This window comes from Streptomyces microflavus (genome assembly GCF_014650075.1).
Classification (GTDB): domain Bacteria; phylum Actinomycetota; class Actinomycetes; order Streptomycetales; family Streptomycetaceae; genus Streptomyces; species Streptomyces microflavus.
In genome coordinates this window covers 520,699-545,419 of record NZ_BMUG01000001.1, presented here as the reverse complement: position 1 = coordinate 545,419, position 24,721 = coordinate 520,699, and the positions used below count along the sequence as shown (strand labels likewise).

At 71.4% G+C, this 24,721-nt stretch carries 15 protein-coding genes; 4 read left to right on the top strand and 11 right to left on the bottom strand.

Annotation, left to right across the window (positions count from 1 at the left end; all coding sequences use genetic code 11):
- Positions 1-88: 88 nt before the first annotated feature.
- From IE264_RS37830 to IE264_RS02265, 3 genes are all read left to right on the top strand, one after another.
- Positions 89-1,495, top strand: coding sequence for a C40 family peptidase (locus tag IE264_RS37830; protein WP_229887350.1), 1,407 nt, complete (start codon positions 89-91; stop codon positions 1,493-1,495).
- A gap of 115 nt (positions 1,496-1,610) precedes the next feature.
- Complete coding sequence (locus tag IE264_RS02270) at positions 1,611-2,213, top strand: acyltransferase (RefSeq protein ID WP_032753427.1); 603 nt, start codon at positions 1,611-1,613, stop codon at positions 2,211-2,213.
- Between the two features lie 70 nt (positions 2,214-2,283).
- Positions 2,284-3,429, top strand: coding sequence for an acyltransferase family protein (locus IE264_RS02265; protein ID WP_229887348.1), 1,146 nt, complete (start codon positions 2,284-2,286; stop codon positions 3,427-3,429).
- A gap of 78 nt (positions 3,430-3,507) precedes the next feature.
- Here IE264_RS02265 and IE264_RS02260 read toward each other — a convergent pair whose 3' ends face one another.
- A complete protein-coding gene (locus IE264_RS02260; protein WP_032753265.1) occupies positions 3,508-5,115 on the bottom strand; it encodes a glycosyltransferase family 4 protein in 1,608 nt (535 codons plus the stop codon).
- A gap of 173 nt (positions 5,116-5,288) precedes the next feature.
- Between IE264_RS02260 and wecB the strand changes: the two genes are divergently transcribed.
- Entirely contained in the window at positions 5,289-6,380 is a 1,092-nt protein-coding gene (gene wecB / locus IE264_RS02255) for a non-hydrolyzing UDP-N-acetylglucosamine 2-epimerase (RefSeq protein WP_015608488.1), read from the top strand.
- A gap of 80 nt (positions 6,381-6,460) precedes the next feature.
- Here wecB and IE264_RS02250 read toward each other — a convergent pair whose 3' ends face one another.
- From IE264_RS02250 to IE264_RS02205, 10 genes are all read right to left on the bottom strand, one after another.
- Complete coding sequence (locus IE264_RS02250; protein ID WP_032753266.1) at positions 6,461-9,100, bottom strand: glycosyltransferase family 4 protein; 2,640 nt, start codon at positions 9,098-9,100, stop codon at positions 6,461-6,463.
- Between the two features lie 79 nt (positions 9,101-9,179).
- Complete coding sequence (locus IE264_RS02245; RefSeq protein WP_032753267.1) at positions 9,180-10,463, bottom strand: nucleotide sugar dehydrogenase; 1,284 nt, start codon at positions 10,461-10,463, stop codon at positions 9,180-9,182.
- Between the two features lie 4 nt (positions 10,464-10,467).
- A complete protein-coding gene (locus IE264_RS02240; RefSeq protein ID WP_015608491.1) occupies positions 10,468-12,084 on the bottom strand; it encodes a glycosyltransferase family 2 protein in 1,617 nt (538 codons plus the stop codon).
- Positions 12,081-13,106, bottom strand: coding sequence for a Gfo/Idh/MocA family protein (locus IE264_RS02235; protein WP_015608492.1), 1,026 nt, complete (start codon positions 13,104-13,106; stop codon positions 12,081-12,083). Before IE264_RS02235 ends, IE264_RS02240 begins: the two co-directional genes overlap by 4 nt.
- Positions 13,103-14,221 (bottom strand): DegT/DnrJ/EryC1/StrS family aminotransferase, encoded by a 1,119-nt coding sequence (locus IE264_RS02230; RefSeq protein ID WP_015608493.1) that lies wholly within the window; start codon positions 14,219-14,221, stop codon positions 13,103-13,105. The genes IE264_RS02235 and IE264_RS02230 overlap by 4 nt, the downstream gene beginning before the upstream one ends.
- Before the next feature lie 346 nt (positions 14,222-14,567).
- On the bottom strand, positions 14,568-18,845 hold the full coding sequence (locus tag IE264_RS02225; protein ID WP_032753268.1) for an Rne/Rng family ribonuclease: 4,278 nt from the start codon (positions 18,843-18,845) through the stop codon (positions 14,568-14,570).
- 230 nt (positions 18,846-19,075) lie between these two features.
- Positions 19,076-19,855, bottom strand: coding sequence for a TIGR03936 family radical SAM-associated protein (locus IE264_RS02220; protein ID WP_015608495.1), 780 nt, complete (start codon positions 19,853-19,855; stop codon positions 19,076-19,078).
- A 124-nt stretch (positions 19,856-19,979) separates the two neighbouring features.
- A complete protein-coding gene (locus tag IE264_RS02215) occupies positions 19,980-21,113 on the bottom strand; it encodes a phage tail tape measure protein (protein WP_032753269.1) in 1,134 nt (377 codons plus the stop codon).
- 94 nt (positions 21,114-21,207) lie between these two features.
- Complete coding sequence (locus IE264_RS02210) at positions 21,208-23,136, bottom strand: TIGR03960 family B12-binding radical SAM protein (RefSeq protein WP_031122772.1); 1,929 nt, start codon at positions 23,134-23,136, stop codon at positions 21,208-21,210.
- A gap of 52 nt (positions 23,137-23,188) precedes the next feature.
- Positions 23,189-24,715 carry a CYTH and CHAD domain-containing protein gene (locus IE264_RS02205; RefSeq protein WP_032753270.1) on the bottom strand — a complete coding sequence of 509 codons (1,527 nt, stop codon included), beginning with the start codon at positions 24,713-24,715 and terminating at the stop codon, positions 23,189-23,191.
- Positions 24,716-24,721 lie beyond the last annotated feature (6 nt).

Genomic DNA, 24,721 nt, shown 5'->3' with positions numbered 1-24,721 from the left:
TCGACGCCGCCGCGCGGACCACTCATATTCCGGCGGGCGGTCATTCCCGACTTCCACCACCTGATCGCCCCACAAGGAGCCAATAGTCATGCCCGCGACAATCTCTGCGCGCACCGCTGCCCTCACCGTGGCCCTCGCCTCCGCCACCGTCCTCGGCACCCTCGTTCTTCCCGCCGCCGCCACGGCCGCCCCCACCACCACCGCTGTCACGGCGAGCACCGCCGCCGAGGACATCGAGCGCCCCCAGGGCACAGTGGGCCCGCTGAAGACGGACGCCTCTCGCAGCCGTCTTTCCGCGTCCCCCTCGGCCGCATTGCCCGCCGGGGCGCCGATCACCCGGAGCGCGGTCATAGCCCGTGCGAAGACCTGGGCCGACGCAAAAGTGCCGTACAGCATGAACGACTACCTCGACGGCTACCGCACCGACTGCTCCGGTCTGGTCTCCATGGCCTGGAACCTCGGCACCAACGCCTGGACCGGCAACCTCGACACGTACGCCACGCGCATCACCAAGAGCGAGCTGAAGAAGGGCGACATGCTCCTCTTCCACAACCCCTCGAACCCCACGAGTGGTTCCCACGTCGTCCTGTTCGAGCGCTGGACCGACTCTTCGAAGACTTCGTACGTCGGTATCGAGCAGACCCCGCCCCACGCCGTACGCCGCACGATCCCGTATGCCTACTTCAACAATTCCGGTTCCTACGTGCCGTACCGCTACAAGAACATCATCGAGGACGTCACGGCCACTCGTGATCACGATTACACCGGGGACCTGAAGGACGATCTGCTGGGCGTGGATTCCACGGGCACTCTGCGGCTGTATTCCGGCAACGGCTCCTCCGGGGTGAACTTCACCCGCGAGGTCGGCGGCGGCTGGACCGGCATGGACAAGGTCGCCGCCGCGGACTTCAACGGCGACGGCGACGGCGACCTCGTCGCCACCAAGAAGACCACCGGCGAACTCTTCCTCTACATCGGCAACGGCAAGGGCGGGTTCAAGTCCACCGACGACATCGGACATGGCTGGACCGGCATCGAGCAGCTTGCCGCCGGCGACTTCACCGGTGACGGCAAGGCCGACATCGTCGCCGTCAACAAGACGGACGCCACCCTGCACCTCTACACCGGCAACGGCAGCGGCGTCACCCACACCAAGCAGATCGGCAGCGGCTGGTCGAAGATGACCAACCTCGCAGCCGGCGACTTCAACGGCGACAACCGCGCCGACGTCATCGCCACCCGCGAAGACACCGGATCCCTCCTCCTCTACCCCGGCACCTCCGGCGGCGGCATCGGCAGCGGCATCGAAATCGGCACCAGCTTCAACGTGATGAGCCACCTCACCCTCACCGACATCAACAGCGACGGACGCGCAGACGTCGTCGCCATCAACCGCAACAGCGGCGACCTCTTCCTCTACACCAGCAAGAGCAACAGCCTCAACTCCGGCACCGCCATCGGCCACGGCTGGAACACCTTCAAGCACCTCATCTGACCGGGCACACGCCGGTCCGGCCCGGGGGCGGACGTGGGCCCGTCACCGGGCTACGGGCTTCCGCTCCGGAGACCGTATGCTTTCCGGCAAATCCGCCTCCGGAAGGTATCCGTACGTGAACTACAGGGTCCAGCCCACCGCCCAGGTCGACGAGACCGCCGAGATCGGGGCAGGCAGCAGCGTCTGGGAACTGGCGCAGATCCGTGAGGGAGCGAAGCTCGGCGAGGGCTGCGTCGTCGGGCGGGGTGCCTACGTCGGTACCGGCGTCCGCATCGGCAACAACGTCAAGCTGCAGAACTACGCCCTCGTCTACGAGCCCGCCGAGCTCGGCGACGGCGTCTTCGTCGGCCCGGCTGTGGTCCTCACCAACGACCACAACCCGCGCTCCGTGGACCCCGACGGCAAGCAGAAGCGCGGCGGCGACTGGGAGGCCGTCGGCGTCAAGGTCGCCGAGGGCGCCTCGCTCGGCGCGCGCTCGGTCTGTGTCGCGCCGGTACGCATCGGCCGCTGGGCCATGGTCGCGGCCGGTGCCGTGGTGACCAAGGACGTCCCGGACTTCGCCCTGGTCGTCGGCGTACCGGCCCGGCAGATCGGCTGGGTGGGCCGCAGTGGCGTCCGCCTGGTCGCGCGCGAGGGTGAGCCGGGTGTGTGGGAGTGCCCGCAGAGCGGAACGGTGTACGAGGAGGAGGGCGGGGCGCTCGGCGAACGCCCGGCGTGACTCGTATCACCCCTGCGGTCCTGGTCCGAAATGTTTACCGGGTAGCTGTCCGAGGGGCGATCATAAGGCGGTGAACCCACCTTCCATGTCGGCCGGATCGACCACGCGTACCCCGGACGAGACACCCCCGAAGAATCCGGCCCCCGGCCTCCCGGCTGACGACACGACGGCTGCCAAGCCGCCGCCACGGCTCTACGCGCTCGATGCGCTCCGCGTCGTGGCGGCCCTGGCCGTCCTCGCCTTCCACTTCACCGGGATCGACAAGGCCACCACGGTCAACTGGGGCGTGAATCCCCGGGAGCTGTTCCCCTGGGTGTTCCCCTTCACCAAGTACGGCTCCTACGGGGTCCAGCTCTTCTTCATCATCAGCGGCTTCGTCATCTGTCTGTCCGCCTGGGGCCGCACCCCGGGGCAGTTCGTCCGGGCCCGTTTCCTGCGGCTCTTCCCCGCCTACTGGTTCTCGGTGGTCGTGGGCATCCTCGTCTACCGGCTGCTGCCGGACGGGACCCGTACCTCCCCCACCTACAGCGACACCTTGATGAACCTGACGATGTTCCAGGTGCCCATGAAGGCGCAGCACGTGGTCGGGGCCTACTGGACCCTCTGGGTCGAGCTCTGCTTCTACCTGGTCTTCCTGGTCGTACTGATCAAGGAAATCAACTTCCAGCGCGTCTACATCTTCTGCTGGTCCTGGCTGATCCTCTCCGTCATGCTCCAGCAGGGCGACGCGGTCCCGGTGCTGTCCACGCTGGCCCCGGCGCTGAACACCTCGCTGTTCGTCTCCGGTATCGCGATGTACCTGATCTACCGCTTCGGCCCGGACCTGAAGCTGTGGCTGCTGCTGGGCATGAGCTGGCTCACCATGCAGAGCGACCTGATCGAGCACGGGGACCGGCTGCGGGACGACCTGGACTTCGACCGCAGCCCGTATCTGGCCCTGGCCCTGGTGACGAGCTTCTACCTCATCGTCCTCGCGGTGGCACTGCACTGGCTCGACGGTCTCCAGTGGCGCTGGCTCGCCACCGCCGGGGCGCTGGTGTACCCCCTCTACCTCCTCCACGAGGAGCTGGGATGGGCCATGATCCGGACCCTGTACGGTCGGCTGGGCGCCTGGCCGACCCTGGGCGTCACCGTCTTCCTTCTGCTGGTGCTCTCCTGGCTGGTGCACCGCTACATCGAACAGCCCTCGGTCCGCTGGCTGCGCGCGAGGCTGTGACCGACACCGGTCCCCTCATGACGGAAGGCCCCGCACCGGGTTCCCGGTGCGGGGCCTTCCGTCATGAGGGGCGTGGGCTCACGCGTGGGCATCTGCCCTGGGCTCCGCGGCCGGGGCGGCCGCCTTGGGGCGGTCCGGCAGCAGGCGGCTGTAGATGCCGTCGAGGATCTCGGCCTGCGCCTCCCAGGTCCACTTCTCGAGCAGCCCGGGCTTGTCGTACGCGGCCCGGTAACGCTCGGGGTCGGCCAGGACGGCCTTGACCGCCCGCACGTAGTCCTCGGTGTCCTGGGCCCGGAAGACCTCGCCCTGACCGGTCGACCTGACCATCTCCGACATCGTGCGGATGTCGCTGACGACCTGCGGGAGCCTGGCCTGCGCGTACTCGAAGAACTTGTTGCTCAGCGCCAGCTCGTGGTTGGCCAGGTGGTGGAGCGGGCTGACGGCGGCATCCGCCGGGGCCACGAAGTCGGCCACCTGCCAGTGCGGTACGAACGGCAGGAAGTGCACCCGGTCACCGACGCCGAGCTCGTCGACGAGCTTGGCGATCGTGGCCGTGGCCGCGTACGGCTTGCCCGGCGGTACGGAGACCATGGCGACGTGCACGTCCGGCATCAGGGTGAGGCCTTCGATGATCGTCTCCACCCCGCGGACCGGGTTGATGCCACCGACGTACGCGAGCAGCGGGGTGTCCGCGCCGACGCCGCACAGCTCGCGGAGGTCCGGTACCGGGTCCGCTCCGGCCACTTCGTCGGCCGCCGGGGAGAGCACCGGAGCGTTGAGCACGACCGTCGGGAGCTCCTCGAGGTCATGCCCCTCCTTGAGCAGTTCGGCGAGGGCGGGCGAGACCGTGACCACCGCGTCGGCGAACACGGCGTGCTCCTTCTCCCAGGCCACATGGCCGGGGAGCCAGCGCCCGTGGCGCGGCGGCAGACCGGGAACGTACTCGTGGGCGTCCCAGACGAGTTTCACCGGCCGGCCGGCCGCCCGGGCGCGCACCGCGGCCCGCGCGCCGACTCCGAGCATCTTGAAGTCGTGTGCGTGGATGAGGTCGGGCTTCAGGGCGTCGATGTGCTTGGCGAAGGCGAGCTCGAAGTCCCACAGGTTGGGCGTGAGGCGACGCCAGGCCCGCTCCTTCATCAGCAGCTGCCACATGGCGGTCGTCGTGCGGTCCACCCGTGCGTCCAGCATGGACCGGCGCTTCTGCAGGTCGGTCGTCTCACGGGCGCGCAGCGCGACCCACTTGCTGTAGACCTTGGCGCTCAGCCGGGGCACCAGCAGGCGGGCCGTGGAGCCTCCGGCGCTGCGGCCCGGGTGCCCTGCCTTGGCCGCCTTCACGGACGCCTGCCGGAAGGCCAGGTCCGAGCGCCATGCCTTGGCGGCCTGGACGCGGTAGCGCGCCACCTGCGGCGAACGGTAGGCGAGCGGGCGGCGCGGGAAGGGGCGGCGCATGTCATGACGGCGCGGGTTGAGCGGGGTCGGCTTGGGAATCAGCCGCACCTCGGCGCTCCCGAGCTTCCAGGAGTGCTTCTGGCTGTCGGGCGAGACCCCGAAGAGTACGACGTCCCAGCCGGCGTCGGCTGCCGACCGGGCGGCTTTCTGCACCCGGGAGTCACCCTTGACCCCGTTGTCGACGAGCATGACGACCCGTCCCCGGGGCTTGTGCCTCGTGGTGCTGTCGGACTCCATGTATGCGCCTTTCCTGATAGCCGCCGTCACGGCCTTCTCCCCGCCGCAGACATACCGCAACGAGCGAGCATACCGGGCTTGTGGAGGGCCGCGGTGACGGTGCTCCGCAAGGGTCCACGTACCATCGGAGCCGGCCCGCAACGGGCCAGGCAGCCTCCAGGGAGAAGAACAACGTGAAGGTCCTCAGCGTCGTCGGCGCCCGCCCCCAGCTCGTGAAGCTCGCGCCCATCGCCGCGGCTTTCGCCGGCACCCCGCATCAGCACGTCATCGTGCACACCGGTCAGCACTACGACGCCGATCTGTCCGACGTGTTCTTCGACGGACTCGGCATCCCCGCCCCCGATGTGCACCTGGGCGTGGGCTCGGGGAGCCACGGGGTGCAGACCGGAGCGGTGCTCGCCGCGATGGACAAGGTGCTGGAGGACGAGCGGCCGGACTGGGTCCTGGTCTACGGGGACACCAACTCCACCGTCGCCGGCGCGCTGTCCGCGGTGAAGATGCACCTGCCGGTGGCCCATCTCGAAGCCGGCCTGCGGTCCTTCAACCGCCGGATGCCGGAGGAGCACAACCGGGTCCTCACCGACCACTGCGCCGATCTGCTGCTGGCCCCCACCGAGGAGGCCATGCGCCACCTCGCCGACGAGGGCCTGGCCGACAGGTCCCGGCTGGCGGGTGACGTGATGGTCGACATCTGCCTGCGCATCCGCGACGCGGTGAAGGCCGGGGAGCACCCCGCACCGGCACTGCCCGAGGGCATCGATCCGGCCGCTCCGTTCCTGCTCGCCACGCTGCACCGGCCGGACAACACCGACGACCCGGAGCGGCTCTCCGCCATCCTCGCCTCGCTGGCCGCGCTGCCGGTGCCGGTGGCGCTGCTCGCCCACCCCCGTCTGGTGGCCCGCGCCGAGGAGCACGGCATCAAGTTGCAGCAGGGCAATCTGCACGTCGGCCGCCCGCTGCCGTACGCGGGTCTGGTCGCCGCGGTGCTGGCCTCGGCGGGCGTGGTCACCGACTCCGGTGGGCTGCAGAAGGAAGCGTTCCTGCTGGGCCGGGCCTGCAGCACGGTCCGCCCGGAGACCGAGTGGGTGGAGACCCTGGAGGGCGGCTGGAACGTCCTCGTACCGGATCCGCAGGACCTTCCGGCCGCCGAGTGGGCCGCACTGGCCACCCGGCCTGCCCCGGACGCCCCCCGCGGCACCCCGTACGGCGAGGGCACCGCGGCCGTACGGGTCGTGCAGCTGATGGAAGAGGCGCTGCGCGGCTGATCCGGCTGCTGCCGTACACGGCATGAGGGGCTCCCCGCCTGGCGGGGAGCCCCTCATGCCGTTTCGGGCGAGCGCGCCCGCTACACCGTGAGGAAGGACGCCAGCGCGGCCGCGGTGGCCGTCCCGTCGTGGTGGGCCCGGACGTACTTCACCGAGTCGATGCCGATCCGCGCAGCCGCGTGCCGGTCGTCGAGCAGCTGCTCCAGCACCTGGCCGAGGGAGTCGGGCGAGGCGTTGACGATCGGCGGGGTGACGCCGGACAGCGCGACCGATTCGTCATCGAGGTAGGCGATGACCGGCTTGCCGGCCGCCATGCTCTCGCAGGCGAAGGTGCCGTACATGCCGACCGCGAACTGGTCGATGACCAGGTCGGCCTCCTGGACCATGGCGCGGATCCGGGACCAGGACACCTTCTCGGCGAGCTTGAGCTCGATCACCTTGCGCCGGTCCAGGTCCTCCAGCAGGGGCAGCACCCGGTCGGTTCCCTTGGTCCAGCGGGCCGACGGGGCGTGCAGCACGACCGGCCGCTTCCGCTCCATGACGGGCTGGTCGCAGGCCCAGGCGTCCACGTCGACGACGAGCGGCGCCCAGGTCGCCATCGGAAGGTCGACGAGGAGGTCGGGGGTGGTGACGAAGACCGGCAGTCCGCTCTCCTCCGCGATGCGCCGGTTGCGCTCGGCGCCGGGCAGCAGCTGCTCGGTGTAGCCCTCCGGGGCGTCGTGGAAGAGGGAGAAGGGGTTGCGGGCCATGTGGTGCAGCGGGTGGCGCACCTCGCTGCCGTGGGCCAGGAGGGCCACCTTGATGCCGGCCTTGTGCAGGGCCGGCAGGTCGCCCTCGATGCTGTCCCCGTTCAGGCCTCCGAAGACGGGGCGGAACGCGTCGGCGATCAGGTGCGTGTACCGCGGGACGATCCGCTGCACCTGCTCCAGCTGACCGTCGAGCTTCTTGAGCGCCCGGCCGTCGACATAGACGTCCGCGGGGTATTCATGCCCCGAGCTCGCGGTGCGGTGCTTGACCACCTCGGCCGAGACGTCGGCCCGCTCACGGCAGACGGCACTGGCGAACGCGGCCAGCTGACCGGCGAAGTTGGCGGGACCCAGACCGAGCTTGATCGGGGTGGAGCCGAGGGGTGTCCACTCCCCCATCAGCATCGCCGGGGGCTCTTCGCGGTCCGTGGACGCGGGGCGCTCCTGGGCGTCCCACGGAGCGTCCGGCAGCGGGCTCGGAGGCGTCTTGCCCGAGATCTCGCTGTACAGCCGCATGAGGCCCTCGCACTGGTGTTCCCAGGAGAGGTCGGTGAGGATCGCGTCGCTGATGCGTTCCTTCATGGCGTCCCGGTCGGCGATGCCACGGGTGACCGCCGCCACGAACGACTCGGCGTCGCCCGAGACGAAGACCTCGCCGACACGGTGCTCGCGCACGTAGGCGCTGAGGGTCTGCACGTCGCTGGCGACGATCGGCAGCCCCGCGTGCAGGTATTCGGCCGTCTTGGTGGGCAGCGACAGCTCGTAGTTGATGGTGCGCTTCGAGCAGATCAGGCCGAGGTCGGCGGTGGAGAGGTAGTCGGCCACCTCGTGCTGCGCCACGTACGGGACGACGTGGATGCGGTCACGGACGCCCAGCTGCTCCGCCTGCTCCAGCAGCCGGGTCAGCTCGTCGCTCTTGAAGCCGGCCACGATGGCCAGGTGGTGGTCCGGCAGCTGCGCGAGGCCCTCCACGGCGGTACCCAGACCGCGTTCGGAGGCGATCCAGCCGGAGTACACCAACAGCGGGACGTCGTCGCCCAGCTCACAGGCCGCCCGGACCGATACGCGTCCGGTGTTCTCCCCGACGACCCCGCGGATCGGCGTGTTGCGGACCACGAGCGGAGTCGTGGCGAGCTTGTGGTCGGCCTGGATGATCTCGGCGATCTCCGGTGAGACCGTCACGACCGCGTCGGCCTTGCCGATGAACTCGCGCTCCACCGCGGGGAAGGCCGAGTCCATGGCGGGCAGCCGCCACTCGACACCCGCGACGTACTCGTGGGCGTCGTAGAGCCAGGCGCACTTGAGGCCCCGGGCGCGGAGCCTGGCGGCCGCCAGCGCACCCGTGTTGATCATGGTGATGTCATTGGCGTGGATGACATCCGGCTCCAGCTCCTCGATCACCGGGCCGAAGGCCAGATCGAGATCGACCAGACCGGGCCAGTCGTGCCGCCAGTCGCCGTTCGCCTCGGCGTTCTTCGCCTTGTTGCGGGCCTTGTGGCCCTCTTCCCAGCGGTAGGCGCGCACCCTGATCCGGTGTGCGCTGCGCCGGGCCCGGATCCATGCCTTGCGGCCGGCCGCGGGAACCCCCGCCACGGGGGAGCCGCTGCTCCAGCCGATCCGGGCACTCTGCTCCCGTACCCATGCCTTGTGCTCGGCGCGCAGCTGCTCCAGCGCCTTGTTGTCCGAGACGCCCCACTGGGTCACCAGCGAACGGGTGCTCGCCTGCTTGCCCTTGGCCGCGACCCGGCGGGAGTAGTGGTTCGCCACCGGCACCCGGATGACCTTGACCGGACCGAACCAGGCGTGCTCGCGCTTCTTGCCGGTGCTACGCCCGATGAGGGTGACGTCCCAGCCCGCCCGCGCTGCGGCGAGGGCCGTTTTCTGCACCCGGGAGTCCCCGGTGATGCCATTGGCCACGATCACGGCCAGTTTGGGCCTCTTCACCGGCTTGCTCCGGGTTGCAGAGGTGCTCATTACAGAATTCCTTACCGTTCAAGAGCGCCGGGAGCACCGGCGGTGAGAGAGGCCTTGGGGCGGGGGCTTCCCGCCCCGTTCAGCCTCCTATGACAACGCGTCGCACGCCCGACCACCGGGCGGGGTCCGTCGTGCGACGGCCGTCGACCAGGACGCGGACGTCCGGGAGGTCGGCGGCGGAGAGCTCGCGGTACTCGGCGTGGTCGGCCTGGAGGATCGCCGCGGTGACGGCCTGGCTCTCGTGCGGGACCAGGCCGTGGGCGGTCAGCTCGTCGGCGGTGTACATCGGGTCCGAGACGAACGGCACCGCGCCGCGCGCCTTGAGCGCCTCGACGACGCCGAAGACACCGGAGAACGCGGTCTCCTTGACGCCTCCGCGGTAGGCGGCGCCCAGCACCAGGACGCCGACGCCGTCCAGGTCGCCGTAGGCGGCGGCCAGCAGGTCGACGGCGTACTCGGGCATCGCGGCGTTGGCCTCGCGGGCCGCGCGTACGACGGTCGCCTCGGGGTCGTTCCACAGGTACATCCGCGGGTAGATCGGGATGCAGTGGCCGCCGACGGCGATGCCGGGCTGGTGGATGTGGCTGTAGGGCTGGCTGTTGCAGGCCTCGATGACCTTCTTGACGTCGATGTCGTTCTGGTCGGCGAACCGGGCGAACTGGTTGGCCAGGCCGATGTTGACGTCCCGGTAGGTGGTCTCGGCGAGCTTCGCCAGCTCGGAGGCCTCCGCCGTGCCGAGGTCCCAGACGCCGTTGGGGCGGGGCAGGTCCTCGCGCTCGTCGAAGTCGAGCACGGCCTCGTAGAAGGCGACGCCCGCGGCGGCGGACGCCTCGTCGATGCCGCCGACGAGCTTGGGGTAGCGGCGCAGGTCGGCGAAGACCCGGCCGGTCAGCACCCGCTCCGGGGAGAAGACCAGGTGGAAGTCCTCGCCCGGGGTGAGGCCGGAGCCCTCGGCCAGCATCGGCGCCCAGCGGGTACGGGTCGTGCCGACGGGCAGCGTGGTCTCGTAGCTGACGAGGGTGCCGGGCTTCAGGCCCGCGGCGATGGCCTTGGTGGCGGAGTCCATCCAGCCGAAGTCCGGGGTGCCCTCGGCGTCCACGAAGAGCGGGACGACGACCACGACGGCGTCGGACGCGGCGACCGCGGCCGTGGTGTCCGTCGTGGCGGAGAGCAGGCCGGCGCCGACCGTCTCCTTGAGCTTGACGTCCAGGTCGTGCTCGCCGGGGAACGGCTCGGTGGCCGCGTTGACCAGCTCGACGACCTTCTCGTTGACGTCCGCGCCGATGACCTTGTGGCCCTTGGCGGCGAACTGCACGGCGAGCGGAAGCCCGATCTTGCCGAGCGCGACTACACAGATGTTCATCGGGTTACTTCCTCTTCGACCTGGACAGCATGCGGCGCAGCCGTGCGCCCACGCCGCGCTTCGGTTCCCACAGCGGGGCCGTCGTGATCACGAGCCGGCCCTTCGTGTTGGGGTTCGCCGCGGCCCGGTGGGGGGTGACGCTTCCCCAACGGCGGGCCAGCGGCATCGGCCGGCCCTCGGTGCGGACAGGGATCTCGTACGTGGAGCGCGCAACGTCGACGTAGACGCGGACGCCGCGCTTCGCCCGGACGGCCCGGACCGGGATACGAGCGGTGAGCAGGGTGCCGTCGCCGTCCCCGGCGGGCTCCCGGGTGAACTCACCGAGCACCTCCGGGAGCGGAGTCTTCTTGGGCAGCTTGCGGGCGCCCGGCTTGTCCGCACTGGCGGGCAGCGCGCCCTGGGCGAGGGCGACGACGGCCGACGACGTGTCGCCGGTGACACCGATCCGCAGCTTCAGGGCGAGACCGAGGTCCTCCCCGTTCTGCTCCCAGGCGGCCGACTCCAGCTTCGTACCGGCGGCGAGCCTGCCCGCGACCGTCTCCCGCGCCTCGTACCACAGGTCGTCGAGACCGACCCCGGCGTCCCGGAATCCGGGGTAGAGCGCGAAGGCCCGGTCCCCCTCCAGGAGGAAGGGCGGCGCCCCTTGGTCCGTCTCGTCCTCGATGGCGCGGGTGAGCTCGTCGACGGCACCGCGCCGGGCGAGGCCGAACCGCACCCGGCGCTTGACCCCCGTGCCGTCGCGCAGCTCGTCCGTGAAGTACGCGTCCAGCAGCGCGCCGACGCCCTCGCAGACCTGGCGGCGGGTGGTGAGGTCGAGAGCGGGGAAGTCCTTCTGCAGGAGCTTGGAGAGCTCCCAGTCGAAGTGCCGCTTGAGCACGGCGTCGCGCCGGGGCCCGGCCGGGATGAGTCCGGCCGTGTGCTCCATGATGCGTGCCGTGCACCGGAGGCGGGCCAGGTGGTCCGCCCGGTAGGTGATGTTGCTCGAGTCGCCGCGCTTGACCGCGTAGTAGTACGTGTAGTCGGAGAGCACGGAGATCCTGCGGGCCCGGACGCACGCCTCGATGGTGAACGGCTGGTCGCTGCCGACCGGCAGGTCCTCCGGGAACCGCAGTCCGTGCTTCTCCACCAGTTCTCGGCGGAAGAGCTTGGTGTTGGCGAGCGTGTAGGGCAGCTCCGAGTCGTAGAGGCTGACCTCCGGCCGGTCGCCCGTGTACAGCTTCTGGTGGACATAGCGCCCGTTGGTGCCGACCATCTTGCCGATGACCACGTCGGACTCGTTGGCGTCGGCACAGGCGACCATGCGCTCCAGCGCCTCTTCACCGAGGTAGTCGTCCGAGCCGATGAAGTAGACGAACCGTCCCGTGGCGAGTTCCAGGGCGCGGTTGCTGGGTGCGGCCGGTCCGCCGGAGTTCTCCTGGTGGAGCACCGTCACCGTGCCGGGGTACCTCTCGGCGAAGCGGTCCAGCTCCGGACCGCTGTCGTCGGTCGACCCGTCGTCCACGGCGATCACCTGGAGCCGTTCCACACCGATGCTCTGTCCCACCAGGGAGTTCAGGCACTCGGTGAGATACGGCATGGTGTTGTAAACGGCTACGACGACGGTGACATCTGGTTCGGTCAATTGGGCACCCCCTCTAGCGGCATGTCCGCGGCCCGGAGCGATACGGAGAGACCGGTCGTCGCCGACTCGATGACCGCGGCGGCCACCTCGACCGTACGAAGCCCCTGGCGCAAGGTGCAGATATCGGCGGGCTTGCCCTGTACAGCGTCGCGGAAGAGCTCGTGCTCGACAAGCAACGGCTCGCGCTTGGGGATGGCGTAACGGATCATGTCGCCCTCGGAGACCCCGCGGAAGGCGCGCAGCGCCTCCCATTCGGTGGTGACCGCGGCGTTGGAGTGGAAGGTGAGGTCGGCGGTGAGGGTGTCGGCGATGAAGCAGCCGCGCTCGCCGGTGACCGAGGTGAACCGCTCCTTGAGCGGGCTCAGCCAGTTGACCAGGTGGTTGACCATCGTGCCGTCGGAGAGCTGGCCGACGGCGGAGACCATGTCCTCGTGCGGGCGGCCCGACTTGGAGACGGTGTGCGCGGCGATCGAGGTGTACGTCTGGCCGGTGACCCAGCCCGTCAGGTCGATGTCGTGGGTGGCGAGGTCCTTGACCACGCCGACGTCGGCGATCCGGTGCGGGAAGGGGCCCTGGCGGCGGGTGACGACCTGGTAGACGTCGCCCAGCTCGCCGGCCTCCAGGCGGCTGCGCAGCGAGAGGAGGGCCGGGTTGCAGCGCTCGATGTGGCCGACGCCCGCGACCAGGTCGCGGGACTCGAAGGCCTCGACGAGGCGGCGGGCGCCCTCGACGGTGTCCGCGAGCGGCTTCTCGATCAGGGCGCAGACACCGGCGTCGGCGAGCTGCAGGCCGACCTCCTCGTGCAGGCCGGTGGGGCAGGCGACGACGGCGTAGTCGATGCCGAGGGCGATGAGCTCCTCGACGGTCGACAGGACGGGGGCGCCCTGGGCCCAGCCGTTCTTGTCGCCCATCGGGTCGACGACGCCGACCAGCTCGACGCCCTCCAGGCCGGCGAGGACGCGGGCGTGGTGGCGGCCCATGGAGCCGAGGCCGATGAGCCCGGCCTTCAGTACGGCGCTCACAGGTTCTCCCCCAGGGAGTTCACGGCGGTCACGATGCGCTCCAGGTCGTTCTGGGTGAGCGAGGGGTGCACGGGCAGCGAGACGACCTCGGCGGCCGCCTTCTCGGTCTCCGGCAGGTCCCAGGTGCGGCCCGCCTTCTGGTCCGGCTCCCAGTAGGGCTTGAGGCGGTGGATCGGCGTCGGGTAGTAGACCGCGTTGCCGATGCCCGCCTCGGTGAGCTTGGCCATCGCGGCGTCCCGGTCGCCCCGGATCCGCACCGTGTACTGGTGGTAGATGTGCCGGGCGCCCTCGGCGACCGGCGGCAGGGTGACGCTCGGGGCGGTGATGTTGGCGTCGAAGTAGGCGGCGTTGGCACGGCGCTGCTCGGTCCAGCCCTCGACCTTGGCGAGCTGGACGCGGCCGACGGCCGCGTTGACGTCGGTCATCCGCATGTTGGCGCCGACGATCTCGTTGGCGTACCGCTGCTCCATGCCCTGGTTGCGCAGCAGGCGCAGGGTACGGGCCAGCTCGGCGTCGCCGGTGGAGACCATGCCGCCCTCGAGGGAGTGCATGTTCTTGGTCGGGTAGAAGCTGAAGGTGCCGCCCGCGCCGAACGCGCCGACCGGGGTGCCGTTCAGCGCCGCCGCGTGGGCCTGGCAGGCGTCCTCGACCACGGCGAGCTTGTGCTTCTCGGCGATCGGCATGATCTTGTCCATCGCGGCCGGGTGGCCGTACAGGTGGACCGGCATGATCGCGGCGGTGCGGGGCGTGATCGCGGCTTCGACGGCCGCCGGGTCGAGGCCGAAGCTGCCCGGCTCGATGTCGGCGAAGACCACGTCGGCGCCGACCAGGCGGACCGCGTTGGCGGAGGCCGCGAAGGAGAACGAGGGGACGATCACCTCGTCGCCGGGGCCGATACCCAGCGCGAGGAGCAGCAGCTGGAGAGCCGAGGTGCCCGAGTTGACGGCGACACAGTGCCTGCCGTCGACCAGGCGGGAGAAGCCCTCCTCGAAGGCCGCGACCTCGGGCCCCTGCACGACCCGGCCGCTGCGCAGTACGCGTACCGCGGCCTCGATCTCGTCTTCCCCGATGACCGGACGGGCAGCAGGGATCGGCTGCTCGTTGATGCTCGTCATGGACGTCCTCCTTGAACACCGCAAGAGCTCTTTACAAGGCAGAGCTCAGGGGAGCGGGACGTCTTACGAGGCCGCGCGAAACCCCACCGGCGCGATGCCGACGCCCTGCCGAGGATTCTGGTCCGGTCTGTCTGTCACCGGGCCCGGTCACCGGTTGTAGTTTCTGCGAAGAATCCTGACAGTCCAGCGACCGCCGTCACATTATCAGGGATTTCTCAGGCCATTTCGGGCCCGTTAACCGGGTCCTGCATCAGTTCTGAAACAAAGCCCGTGGCCCGCCCCGAAAGTATCGGAACGGGCCACGGACAATGAACATCCGATTACGGATTCGGCATCCGGTGCGTCATCAGGCCGACGCTTCACCGTCGGTGGACGGCGCCGAAGCGGTCACGGAAGGCGACGACTGCTCGGCGGCGACGGTCTTCTTCGTCGCCTTCTTCGCGGTCGTCTTCGCCGTGGTCTTCTTCGCGGCGGTCTTCTTGGCGACCGTCTTCTTGGCCACCGCCTTCTTCGCCGGAGCCTTCTTGGCGGCGGCCTTGCGGGCCGTCTTCTTCGCCGGGACCGCTTCGTCGGACGCGTCGGCCTCGGCCTCAGGGGCCTTCGCCTCGGGCGCCGACTCCACGACGACGACCCCTGCCTCCTCCGCACCCGTGGGCGAACCCGCCGGAGCGGTGACCTTACGGGTCACCCGGCGCCGGGCCCGCGGCGGAGCGGCCTCCTGGGGGGCCTCCGACACAGCGGCCTCCGCCACCGGGGTCTCCGGTACGGGAGCGGCCTCGGCGGGCGCCTCGACGACCGGGTCCTCGACGGCTGCCGGGTCCGCGGTGGGCTCGGCCGGCTGCACCGGCTCCGCCGCCTCGGCCTGCTTCGGCGAACCCGCCGGGGCGGACGCCTTGCGGGTGGCCCGACGGCGCGTACGGCCCTGGGGTGCGGCCTCGGCCGGCTCGGCGGCTTCCGGGGCGGCCGGGGCCTCCTGGGCGACCGGGGCTTCCGGAGCCTTGGGCTCGGGCGTGTCGACGACAGGCGCGACCGGCTCCGCCTCTGTGACGGGAGCGGGTGCCTCGGCCACCGGGGCGGGAGCCTCGGTCCTCGGGGCACCGGCCGGGGCCGACGCCTTACGGGAGGCCCGGCGGCGGCCACGGCCACGCCCGGCTGCCGCCTCGGCCTCGGCCGGGCTGCTGTAGAACTCCTCGTCGGCGGCCGGCTCCAGGTCCGCCAGGGACACCGGGGCAGCGACCTCGGCGGCCAGCTCGGCCTCGGACTCGGTCTCGACGGGCTCGGCCGCGTGGTCGTCGTGGCCGTGCTCGTGGCCGTGGTCCTGCTCGTGACCGTGCTCGTGGTCCTGGCCCGCGCCACCGCGGCCGCGCTTCTTGGACTTCTTGGAACCGCCGCCACCGACGGACGTCGGCTGCTCCATGTGGACGATGACACCGCGCCCGTTGCAGTGGACGCAGGTCTCGGAGAAGGACTCCAGCAGGCCCTGGCCCACCCGCTTGCGGGTCATCTGGACCAGGCCGAGCGAGGTGACCTCGGCGACCTGGTGCTTGGTGCGGTCGCGGCCCAGGCACTCCAGGAGGCGCCGCAGGACGAGGTCCCGGTTGGACTCCAGCACCATGTCGATGAAGTCGACGACGACGATGCCGCCGAGGTCGCGCAGCCGCAGCTGGCGCACGATCTCCTCGGCCGCCTCCAGGTTGTTCCTGGTGACGGTCTCCTCCAGGTTGCCGCCCTGGCCGGTGAACTTGCCGGTGTTGACGTCGACGACGACCATCGCCTCGGTCTTGTCGATCACCAGCGAACCGCCACTGGGCAGGTAGACCTTGCGGTCCAGCGCCTTCATCAGCTGCTCGTCGATGCGGTACGTCGCGAAGACGTCGACCTCGGACGTCCAGCGCGAGAGCCGCTCGGTGAGGTCGGGCGCCACGTGCGAGACGTAACCGTGGATGGTCTCCCACGCGTCGTCACCGCTGACGATGACCTTGGAGAAGTCCTCGTTGAAGATGTCGCGGACGACCCGGACGGTCATGTCCGGCTCGCCGTAGAGCAGCGTCGGCGCGTTGGAGCCGCTGGTGCCCTTCGCCTTCTTCTGGATCTCCTCCCACTGACCCTGGAGCCGCTCGACGTCACGGCGCAGCTCGTCCTCGCTGGCGCCCTCGGCGGCGGTGCGCACGATGACGCCCGCGTCCTCGGGGACGATCTTCTTGAGGATCGTCTTGAGGCGGGAGCGCTCGGTGTCGGGCAGCTTGCGGCTGATCCCGGTCATCGAGCCCTCGGGCACGTAGACGAGGTAGCGGCCGGGCAGCGAGACCTGGCTGGTCAGCCGGGCGCCCTTGTGGCCGATCGGGTCCTTGGTCACCTGGACCAGGACCGACTGGCCGGACTTGAGCGCGGTCTCGATGCGGCGCGGCCCGTGGGCCATGCCGAGCGCCTCGAAGTTGACCTCACCGGCGTACAGGACGGCGTTGCGGCCCTTGCCGATGTCGACGAAGGCGGCCTCCATGGAGGGCAGGACGTTCTGCACCTTGCCCAGGTAGACGTTGCCGACGTAGCTGGTGGCCTGCTCCTTGTTGACGTAGTGCTCGACGAGCACGTTGTCCTCAAGGACGCCGATCTGGGTGCGCTCGCCGCTCTGGCGGACGACCATCACCCGCTCGACGGCCTCGCGGCGGGCGAGGAACTCCGCCTCGGTGATGATCGGGACGCGGCGACGGCCCTGCTCGCGGCCCTCGCGGCGGCGCTGCTTCTTCGCCTCCATACGGGTCGAGCCCTTGATGGACTGGACCTCGTCGAAGCCGGTGCCGGGCTCGCGCTCCTCCTTCTTGCGGGGCTCGCGGACCTTGACGACCGTACGCTCCGGGTCGTCCGTGCCGTTGTCGGCCTCGGCAGCGCCCTCACCGCTGCGGCGACGACGGCGGCGACGACGCCGACTGCTGCTCGAACCGGACGCGGAGGAGTCGTTGTCGTCGTCCTCCTCCTCGTCGGTGTCCTGGCCCTGCGCCTGCTCGGCCTCGGCGCGGGAGTCCTCGGAACGGGAGTGCGCGGGCGCCTCGTCGGCGTGCTGCTCGGCGTCGTCCGTGTCGTTGGCCTCGCCGCGACGGCGACGGCGGCCACCGCGACGGCGGCGGCGCGAGGGGCGGTCACCGTACTCGTCGGTGTCCTCGCCGTCGTGCTCGTCGGCCTCGGCCTCGGGGGCCTCCTCGGCGGGCTGCTCGGCGGGCGTCTCCACCGGGGCTGCGGGCTCGGCGGCCTGCTCGGCCTCGGCGGCCTCACCACGGCGGCGGCGACGGCGGCGCGAACCGCCCTGCGGCGCGGCCTCGGCGGGCGCGGGAGCCTGCTGGACCTCGGCGGTCTGCTGCTCCTCGGCCTCGTCGACCTCGTCCACCTCGTCGTACGGGGAGGAGGAACCGGCCGCGGCAGCGGCGGCGGCCGCCGTCTCGGGGGTCTGGAACATCGGCTCGGCGAAGACCGGGGCCTGGAACACGGCGACGGCGGGGCGCGTCGCGCGACGGCCCTTGCGGGTCGGCTCCTCAGTCTTGGCGGTGAACTCGGGGCGGCCCGCGGCGGCGGTGGCCCGGCGGCGCTGGCGTCCGCGCGGGGCGGCCTCCTCGACCTCCTCCACCTCGGCGGCGAGCTCCTCGGCGACGGCGGCGGGCAGGCTCTCGCCGGCCTCGACGCTCTCCACGGGCTCCTCGGCGGCGGGAGCGGCGGCGACCGGCTCGGCCGCCTCGCTGACCTGCGGGGTTCCGGCGGGGCTCGTGGCCTTACGGGAGGCACGACGGCGGCTGCGCGGCGCCGGGGTCTCCTCGGCGGGCGCGGCGGGCTCAGAAGAAGGCTCCACGGCGGGCGCGGGCTCGTTCACGGCTTCCGTGGCGGCGGCCTGCGGGGTACCGGCCGGGGCGGAGGCACGGCGGCGGGTACGGCCACGCGGGGCCTCGGCGGCGGGTGCGACCGGCTCGGCGGCCTCGGCGGCCGGCTCGGCCACGGGCTCGGCGGGTGCGACCGGCTCGACGACCACAGCGGCCTCGGCGGCCTGCGGGGCACCGGCGGGCGCGGTCGCCTTGCGGGAGGCACGGCGGCGGCGCGGGGCCGGGGGCTCCGGGGCGGCCTCGGGCTCGGCCTCCGGCTCCTCCTCCTGCACGAGCGGCTCGGCCGGGGTCTCGACGACCTCCACGACCTCGGCGGCCTGCGGGGCACCGGCCGGAGCCGTCGCCTTGCGGACCGCGCGGCGGCGGGTGCGCGGCGCCGGGGCGTCGCTGTCGGCGGGCTCGGCGGCCGGGGCCTCGGCAGGGGTTTCAGCGACAGGGGCCGGAGCGGCTGTCTCGGCGACCACCTCGGCGGTCTCCGGAGCGCCGACGGGGGCGGTCGCCTTGCGCACGGCACGGCGGCGCGTACGGGCGGGGGGTGCGGTCTCGGGGGCGGTCTCCTCGGGCGCGGCGGCCGGGGTCTCCACGGCGGCGGCCTCGGCGGCCGGTGCGGTCTCCTCGGTGGCGCCGGGCGTCAGGGGTGCGCCGGGCGGGCCCGCCGGGCGGGAAGCGGCGCGGCGCCTGCGGCGCGGCGGCAGCTTGTCCCCGGGGGTGTTCTCTTCGTTGTTCCCGTTGGAAGCGGGTTCGTTCGGCTGAGGCATGCGGGCGGTTCTCCCGTCGCGCTCCCGGGCGCCGCGTCTGATTCCGGTCCGGCACGGTCCGCAGTGGTGCGATACCGCTCGTCCGGGGCGCGGGCGCCGCACGGGAGCTGATGTCTGGCTCGCCGGTTCCGTACGCGGTGTTGCGCACGGCCTGGCGAAAGTCTTATGGGTCAGTGCGCGGCCCGACCCAGGTGGCTCCCGAGTCGGAGGGCTGCGCTACAACGACCGCCTTACGCGGAACCTGCACCTTCCGGCGCCGTCGCGACGGCTGCTGCGACCGCGGGATGTGCGGTCGGGGCGGCCTCGCGGTCAGGCGCGAGCGGGTCGGTCACCGTGCCGGACTCCTCGTCGAAGAGCCCCTGCGCCAGCCTCGTCACCGCAGCGGGGACGGGCGGCGCCAGGTCGGCCACAGCGCGGAGACCGGACAGGACGTCGTCGGGTCGCACGGCAGGTGTCACGTGCCGAACAACCAGCCGCAGTATCGCACAGGGCTTGTCCCCCGGCCTATCAGCCGGTTGATCAAGGGCCTGCAGGTCGGCGACGGCGGAGCGGGCGTCGAAGGTGCGGATGCCGTTCTTCGCCTTGCGCTGGACCTCGACACTCTCGGCGGCGTTGAACGCGTCGACGGCTTTACGGGCCTCGTCGGGTTCGACGCCGTCCAGGCGCATCTCCCAGACGGAGGCGGTCAGCCGCTCGGCGAGGCCCGAGGTCCGGGCCTCCACCGCGTCGGTGATGTCGAGACCGTCCGGCAGCGAGTCGTTGAGCAGCTCGCGCAGGAGGTCGGGGTCACGCGCCTCGGTGAGGGCGATCTCCAGGAACTCGGCCTCGCTGCCCGTGCCGGTGGGGGCGGCATTGGCGTACGAGACCTTGGGGTGCGGGGTGAAGCCCGCCGAGTACGCCATCGGCACCTCGGAGCGGCGCAATGCCCGCTCGAAGGCCCGCTGGAAGTCGCGGTGACTGGTGAACCGGAGGCGGCCGCGCTTGGTGTAGCGCAGACGGATGCGCTGCACTGCCGGTGCGGGCGGCGGGCCTTCGGGCTGTCGCTTGCCCAGTGGTTCTTCTCCTCGGTGCGGGGCGGGCGCTGTGGAGCGCCGCCCACGAAGTACGGGGTGGTCCCCGGGGTGCGGCTCCTGCTCACCCCTGCTTGACGAGTTTCTCGCCCAGCAGGGAGGTCTCGGACGCCTGCGCCGCGCTGGGGACAGTCGTTGTACTACCCAGAGTACGCGCAGGCACCCCCAGCGGTTCCCCGGACCGCGCCCCGACCGCCCCGCCGGCCAGTGCGCGCCAGGCGTCCCGGCGGGCCTGCCGCACGGTTTCGCGGGCGGTGGCGAGGGCCCCGTGGGCGGCGCGGCCCGCCTCCTCGGCGGCGCGTCGGGCCGGGGCCCAGAGGGCGTCCCGGACGAAGTGGCCCACCGGGGTGCCCACCGTGCGGTGGACCCAGGCCACGGGTACGCCGATCAGGTGCCGGGCCAGCCAGGCGATCCCCCGGCCCACCGCCCGGGAGAGGTACCCCGCGATCCGCCAGGCGACCTCGACGGCCGCCGCGATCTCCCGGCCGACCGGGGCGAGGATGTGGCGGTACAGCCAGGAGGCGGGGGTGACGAGCAGCGTCGTGACCAGCCAGGTGACAACGGTCCAGAGCCCGCGCCCGATGGCGGCGATGCCCCGCCACAGCAGGCCGAAGATCCAGGCGATGCCCTGCCACAGCAGACCGAAAGTCCAGGCGATGCCCTGCCACACCAGGCCGAAGGCCCAGGCGATGCCCTGCCAGATCCCGCCCAGGAACCAGGCCGTGCCTTGCCAGGCCTTCCCGAACACCCACGCCGCGCCCCGGCCGACCGGGGTGAGGACGGCCCCGTACAGCCACACCAGCGGCACCACCACGCCGTACCGCGCCGCCGGGACGAGCACGTACCTCCAGAGGGCCACCGCAGGGGCGACGACCAGCGTGGTGAACAGCCGGGCGACGCCCTGCCCCACCTTGCCGAGCAGCCAGGCCGCGCCGTGGCCGAGCGGGGTGAGGACGTTGGCGTACAGCCAGGCCAGCGGGGTCAGGACCAGGGTGTCGGCGAGCCGGGCCAGTCCGCGGCCCAGCGGGCGGAGCAGGACCCGGTCGAAGGCGTGCCAGGCGGCGGACAGCAGGTCCCAGACCATGCGGACGGGCAGGACCACGACCAGCACCACGATGCGCACGGGAATCCTGATCAGCCTGGTCAGGGCGGTCTCGGGCGCGTACCGGTCCAGTGCCTGGTGCTTGCTGTCGTCCATGCCCCCAATGACGCGCAGGCCCGGTCCGGGGTTGCCGGGCCGGGCCTGCGGAGCGTCAGGGACGCGTGACTTGTCGACCGTTACTTGTTGACCGTTACTTGTTGACCACGCTCAGCGGGAGCAGCTTCTTGCCGGTCGGGCCGATCTGGATGTCCAGGTCGAGCTGCGGGCAGACGCCGCAGTCGAAGCAGGGGGTCCAGCGGCAGTCCTCGACCTCGGTCTCGTCGAGCGCGTCCTGCCAGTCCTCCCAGAGCCAGTCCTTGTCCAGGCCGGAGTCGAGGTGGTCCCAGGGCAGGACCTCCTCGTAGGTGCGCTCACGGGTGGTGTACCAGTCGACGTCCACCCCGAACTCGGGGAGCGTCTTCTCGGCGCAGTTCATCCAGAGGTCGTAGCTGAAGTGCTCGCGCCAGCCGTCGAAGCGGCCGCCCGACTCGTAGACCGCGCGGATGACGGAGCCGACGCGCCGGTCGCCGCGCGAGAGCAGGCCCTCGACGATGCCGGGCTTGCCGTCGTGGTAGCGGAAGCCGATGGAGCGGCCGTACTTCTTGTCGCCGCGGATCTTGTCCCGCAGCTTCTTGAGCCGGGCGTCGGTGTCGGCGGCGCTGAGCTGCGGGGCCCACTGGAAGGGGGTGTGCGGCTTGGGCACGAAGCCGCCGATGGAGACCGTGGCGCGGATGTCGTTCTGGCCGGAGACCTCGCGGCCCTTGGCGATGACGTTGACCGCCATGTCACCGATCTGGAGGACGTCCTCGTCGGTCTCGGTGGGCAGGCCGCACATGAAGTACAGCTTCACCTGACGCCAGCCGTTGCCGTACGCGGTGGCGACGGTCCGGATCAGGTCCTCCTCCGAGACCATCTTGTTGATGACCTTGCGCATCCGCTCGGAGCCGCCCTCGGGGGCGAAGGTGAGACCGGAGCGGCGGCCGTTGCGGGTCAGCTCGTTGGCCAGGTCCACGTTGAAAGCGTCGACGCGGGTGGAGGGCAGCGAGAGGCCGACCTTGTCGTCGGTGTAGCGGTCGGCGAGGCCCTTGGCGATGTCACCGATCTCGCTGTGGTCCGCGGAGGAGAGGGAGAGCAGGCCGACCTCTTCGAAGCCGGTCGCCTTGAGGCCCTTCTCGACCATCTCGCCGATGCCGGTGATGCTTCGCTCCCGCACGGGGCGCGTGATCATGCCGGCCTGGCAGAAACGGCAGCCGCGGGTGCAGCCGCGGAAGATCTCCACGGACATCCGCTCGTGCACGGTCTCCGCGAGGGGGACGAGGGGCTGCTTGGGGTAGGGCCACTCGTCGAGGTCCATGACGGTGTGCTTGGAGACCCGCCACGGCACGCCGGACCGGTTGGGCACGACGCGGCCGATGCGGCCGTCGGGGAGGTACTCGACGTCGTAGAAGCGCGGGACGTAGACGCCGCCGGTCTTCGAGAGCCGGAAGAGCACCTCGTCGCGGCCGCCGGGGCGGCCCTCGGCCTTCCAGGCGCGGACGATCTCGGTGATCTCCAGGACGGCCTGCTCGCCGTCGCCGATGACCGCGCAGTCGATGAACTCCGCGATCGGCTCGGGGTTGAACGCGGCGTGGCCGCCCGCGAGGACGATCGGGTGGTCCACCGTCCGGTCCTTGGCCTCCAGCGGGATGCCCGCCAGGTCCAGGGCGGTGAGCATGTTGGTGTAGCCGAGCTCGGTGGAGAAGCTCAGCCCGAAGATGTCGAAGGCGCCGACGGGGCGGTGGCTGTCCACGGTGAACTGCGGCACGTTGTGCTCGCGCATCAGCTCTTCGAGGTCCGGCCAGACGCTGTACGTGCGCTCCGCGAGGACGCCCTCGCGCTCGTTCAGTACCTCGTAGAGGATCATGACGCCCTGGTTGGGGAGACCCACCTCGTAGGCGTCGGGGTACATCAGGGTCCAGCGGACGTCGCAGCTGTCCCAGTCCTTGACGGTGGAGTTCAGCTCACCGCCGACGTACTGGATGGGCTTCTGCACATGCGGGAGCAGAGCTTCGAGCTGTGGGAAGACCGATGCGGCAGACATCTCGCGAACCTTCGTGAGCCGGCTGGGGTGACCATCCAGCGTACCCCGCGGCTCAGTGCTTCAGATCCGCCCGCAGTACGGGATCGGAGGCGCGTGCCCACACCTCGGGCAGTTCGCGCTCCCGTGCGGCGGCGGTCGCCTCCTCGTGCCCGTACAGGAGTCCCCAGGTGAAGGTGGTCTCCCCGGCCGCGTGGGCCTCGATCGCGAGGGTGCGCAGGGCGTCGCGGGCCACCACGCTGTCCTGGTGGTCGCCGAGGACGGTCTGCACGGCCTTCACCCGCTTGGCGAACCGCTTGGCGGGCTTTCCGAGGGCGGGCCGCGCCGCCTCGCCCGCGTACCGGGCGCGCTTGGCGGCCTTGCGGGCCTCGTGCATCGCGGCGTCCCGCTCGGGTCCCGGCGGGTGCTCCAGGGCGTGGTCCATGCGCCGGGCGAGCTTCTTGTAGTCCTTGAGCACCGCGCGGGGCAGGGCCTTGGCGGGGGTGCGGGAGGCGGCGGGGCGCAGGGGCGGGTCGGCGGCGAGCGCGTCCAGGGTGTCCAGGAGGGCCAGATACCGCTTCCCGTCCAGTACGGCGACGATCCTGCGGCGCGATCCGGTGCGGCGGGCGGCCGACCAGATCCGCAGCCGCCCGCGCACCGGGCCGAGGACCAGGGTGCCGGGGAGGGCCTCGGTGCGGGCGCCCAGGCGCTGGTCGAGGACCTCCTGGTCGCGGTCGACGCCCAGTTCGCCGGCGAGCCACTTGAGCTCGGCGCCGACGGGGTCGGTGACCTCGCGGTCGAGGACCGTCCGGTAGGTCTTGAAGGCGCTCCGCAGCCGGCGGGTCGCCACGCGCATCTTGTGCACGGAGTCGGGCAGGTCACGGCGGACGGCGGGGTCGAGGCCGACGATCGTGCGGATCTGTTCGCGTACGTAGGTGAGGACGTGGTCGCCCGCGGTGTACGGCGTCGACTTCGGGGTTCCCGTGTCGTCGCGGTTCAGGTTCGTCTCCGCCAGCGCCCTGGCGAGCTTCGACGCGGAGGCCGAGGGGCGTACCCCGGCCTTGCGCAGCCGCTTCTCGACCGCGTCCAGGAAGGCGGGGTCGCCGCCGTCGGCCAGCTCGACCTCGATCTCGGTCCAGGTGGCGGTGGTGCCGGTCCCCTCCCCCGCGAGCCGTTCGGCGCACACCGTGTCGACGCTGACCTCGGCGAGGAGGGTGCCGTCGGGGTCCGTCAGGTGCTGGACGTCACGGGAGGAGAGCAGGCGGACGACGGGGGCCACCTCGCCGTGGCGGAGGCGGGAGCGGAGCAGGGCGGCGAAGGAGCGCGGCAGGGTGTCGGCGAGCGGTTCGTGGAGCTCGTCCCGGATGCCGGTGGCCACGGGGAACTTCAGGTGCCAGCCCTCGTCGGCCCCGCCGGTCCTGCGGCGCAGGGTGAGGGAGTCGGCGGCGAGGCGGAGGTCGGCGGTGTCGTAGTAGACGGCGTCCAGCTCCGTCACTCCCCGGGAGACGACCCGGCCGACCCCGGCCACCCGGCTCAGGTCGGGCAGCCGGGTGGCGTCGGTGGCTTCGTACTTCCGCTCGATCTCGCGCTTGGTGTCCGCCATATACGG

Bases quoted from the DNA above. Each gene is read 5' to 3' on its own strand.
- IE264_RS37830 (WP_229887350.1), top strand. From the start codon at position 89: ATGCCCGCGACAATCTCTGCGCGCACCGCTGCCCTCACCGTGGCCCTC.
- IE264_RS02260 (WP_032753265.1), bottom strand. From the start codon at position 5,115: ATGGAGTCCGACAGCACCACGAGGCACAAGCCCCGGGGACGGGTCGTC.
- IE264_RS02250 (WP_032753266.1), bottom strand. From the start codon at position 9,100: ATGAGCACCTCTGCAACCCGGAGCAAGCCGGTGAAGAGGCCCAAACTG.
- IE264_RS02245 (WP_032753267.1), bottom strand. From the start codon at position 10,463: ATGAACATCTGTGTAGTCGCGCTCGGCAAGATCGGGCTTCCGCTCGCC.
- IE264_RS02230 (WP_015608493.1), bottom strand. From the start codon at position 14,221: ATGACGAGCATCAACGAGCAGCCGATCCCTGCTGCCCGTCCGGTCATC.
- IE264_RS02225 (WP_032753268.1), bottom strand. From the start codon at position 18,845: ATGCCTCAGCCGAACGAACCCGCTTCCAACGGGAACAACGAAGAGAAC.
- IE264_RS02215 (WP_032753269.1), bottom strand. From the start codon at position 21,113: ATGGACGACAGCAAGCACCAGGCACTGGACCGGTACGCGCCCGAGACC.
- IE264_RS02210 (WP_031122772.1), bottom strand. From the start codon at position 23,136: ATGTCTGCCGCATCGGTCTTCCCACAGCTCGAAGCTCTGCTCCCGCAT.
- IE264_RS02205 (WP_032753270.1), bottom strand. From the start codon at position 24,715: ATGGCGGACACCAAGCGCGAGATCGAGCGGAAGTACGAAGCCACCGAC.